The sequence below is a fragment of the Bacillus sp. MBGLi79 genome (assembly GCF_002953915.1).
In genome coordinates this window covers 2,132,381-2,135,065 of record NZ_CP026521.1, presented here as the reverse complement: position 1 = coordinate 2,135,065, position 2,685 = coordinate 2,132,381, and the positions used below count along the sequence as shown (strand labels likewise).

The window sequence follows — 2,685 nt, the reverse complement described above, 5'->3', positions numbered from 1 at the left end:
TGTGAAAAAAAATGAAGGTAATATAGCTGTTAATAGAGAAGGTATTACTAAAGTAGAAAGTGATGTAGAAAAAAATAGGATAATAGATTCAAAAAGATTATTTAAAATCAAAAATGCCTTTTTGATTTTTACGGGTGCGAAATTTCACAAAGTATTCCTTCTTATCAATTTGAAAGTAAATATTATGCTGATAAAGATCCTTTATTGAATGGCCGGGCGATTTGCCAAAAGAGTGACCAGGATACACCCGTACATGGGGTGAAACCTCCGATTTTATTCTTTGAATGCTATCAAACATCTCTCCCGCAGAACTGCCATCATCCTCACATATGCCGCACCCTTCTGTAAACACCGTATCTCCGGTAAAAATACTTTCAGAAAACAAATAACACATTCCGCCGGCTGTATGCCCCGGTGTGAGAAGGCATTGTGCACTTGTGTTCCCTATGCTGATCGTCTGATGATCCTCTAGGCTAATTAAATTTCTGCATCGGAATTGATAATAATCAATTTCTTTTTTCGACATATAAACTTGAGCGTTAAACATCTTCGTCAGCGGGTCTACTAGGTTTACATGATCATAATGAGAATGTGTCAATGCGACTGCCTTTAATTCAGCTTTTAGTTCAGAAAGTGCAGTTGTTATTTTACTCAATTCCCATGAGGGGTCAACAACAATTGCAGATCTGCTTACAATATCTTCAATGATATAGCAATAATTCGTCCAGCCCTGATACCTTGTTTTAATTGGATGCACCTTATAAGTAAGATTCATTTATACCATCCCTATCATGTAAAGTTCTTAAATGATGGACCGTTGTTCACCCTCCATCTTTCATTCCACTTTATCAAACAGTATGATTGTTTTCCATTTTTTTCAGAGATCCTTGTTCTTTGCATATAAAAAAAGCGATTCTTTTGGAAGCATGTCCAACAAGAATCGCTTTTCGCACTAGTTCCTTAGAGATGTCGTTTTTGTGTCTCGCGTGTATCTTCCACGCAAATGGACTCTACATGCTGCATAATGACCCGCTTGATTCTGTCTTTATTCACTCGCACAGGGTCAAGCATCGCATGTAAAGCCAAGCCGTCAACAAGCGCGTAAAGCCTCTCAGCCTCAATGTTTTTATCAGCATTCTGCTTTAGTAAACCGGATTCATCTAAATAGGCAATCAAATTCCGCATGCCGCTGAAAATCCCGTCGTGATTCGCATCAAACATATCCTTTTTATGTCTGGCATAAGCAGTAAAAGCAAACCAAACCTCCATCTCTCTTATCGTTTCTTCATTCGTTGGGACAATTTCAAGCAAAATGTGCAACACTTTTTCCTTAGGGAGCAAATCCTTCATGGCAATGTCCTTAATTCGAGCCGTCACCTTTTCTTGAACAAGTTTCATTGCAAACGCAAGCAGTTCATCCTGTGTAGTGAAATAATGGCGCAGCGCACCTAATGACAATCCTGCTTCCTTTGCAATGTTCCTGGCTGATGCTCCCTCCATTCCCCGTTCTAAAATGACGCGCCACGTCGCTTCTGCAATTTGTTTTCTTCTTTTCTCATGGTCAATTTGTTTTGGCATAGCTTTATTGTAACAAGAAAAAAATGAGAGGGCAATTTTTATAATACAGTTGTGTTACAAAAACAAAGGTGGTAACATATTATTTAAATAATACAACTGTATTGAAAAGAGGGGAATGGATTGAACGGTATCGCATGGATGATTGTTTTCTGTGAAATTGCGTTTTGGGTTGTCATTGTTTTGGGGCTTGCTGTACGCTACCTATTCAAACGACATACATTAGGACTGCTATTCCTTGCCTTAACTCCAGTTATCGATTTGATCTTATTAGCGGCAACTGGTGTGGACCTTTACCGCGGAGCCTCAGCGACCGCAGCACATGGAATTGCAGCTGTTTACATCGGTATATCGATCGCTTATGGGAAACAAATGATTCAATGGGCAGATGAGAAATTTCAATATTATGTGACAAAAAAAGGCGCAAAACCTCTGAAACGTTTTGGAATGGATCATGCCAAGCACGGTGCGAAAGGCTGGCTAAGACATGTGCTGGCCTACTTAATTGGTGCGGGACTATTGGCAGGGATGATTTATTTTATCAATGACTCTGCCCGAACCGAGGCATTGAGCGGCATTCTTAAACTGTGGACTGTCATTATAGGCATTGACTTTCTCATTACAGCCAGCTATTTTATTTGGCCAAAAAAAGAGAAAACTTCGGCGAATCTCAGAAATTAACATGGTGAAAAAGGCCCTTCCCCAGCGGAAAGGGCCTTTTTTGTTTTTGTTAAAATATGTTATACTACTTTCGTCAGAAACAGACTTATAGATATTTTGGGTTTATTTAAGGATAAAGGTTTGTATGAGTAAGCAGGTGAAGGGAGTGTCATCCTTGTGCCAAAAAGAACAGAACGAGCACTCTAAGGATTTTAACCTGAAATCAAAATTAATCGAAATTGTATCTGTCATTTTTATTGTGGCTATTGCACTTGCAGTCATCTTCGGCGGCTTTTTCTTCGGGATGAAAGGATTATTCTCCATACTTGGCATCACATACGCTTCCAATCAAACATTAGCTTTATTTATTTTAGCCTGCTTTGCTGTAGGCGTAATCATAGACCCACTCACAAAGATAATCTCTATCATTTTGGAAAAATCACTTACTTT

The 2,685-nt window shown here is 39.0% G+C and carries 4 protein-coding genes; 2 read left to right on the top strand and 2 right to left on the bottom strand.

What is annotated here, in order from left to right:
* Window positions 1-97: 97 nt before the first annotated feature.
* Window positions 98-775: an MBL fold metallo-hydrolase gene (locus C1T29_RS10885; protein WP_040083127.1), complete on the bottom strand. Its 678-nt coding sequence runs from the start codon at window positions 773-775 to the stop codon at window positions 98-100.
* Window positions 776-960: 185 nt separating this feature from the next.
* Complete coding sequence (locus tag C1T29_RS10880; protein ID WP_103748756.1) at window positions 961-1,578, bottom strand: TetR/AcrR family transcriptional regulator; 618 nt, start codon at window positions 1,576-1,578, stop codon at window positions 961-963.
* A 120-nt stretch (window positions 1,579-1,698) separates the two neighbouring features.
* Here C1T29_RS10880 and C1T29_RS10875 point away from each other — a divergent pair, with 120 nt between their 5' ends.
* Window positions 1,699-2,256 (top strand): hypothetical protein, encoded by a 558-nt coding sequence (locus C1T29_RS10875; RefSeq protein WP_041521340.1) that lies wholly within the window; start codon window positions 1,699-1,701, stop codon window positions 2,254-2,256.
* Between the two features lie 154 nt (window positions 2,257-2,410).
* Window positions 2,411-2,685, top strand: a 275-nt coding sequence (locus tag C1T29_RS10870) for a YrvL family regulatory protein (RefSeq protein ID WP_231516577.1), incomplete at its 3' end; no start/stop codon positions are given.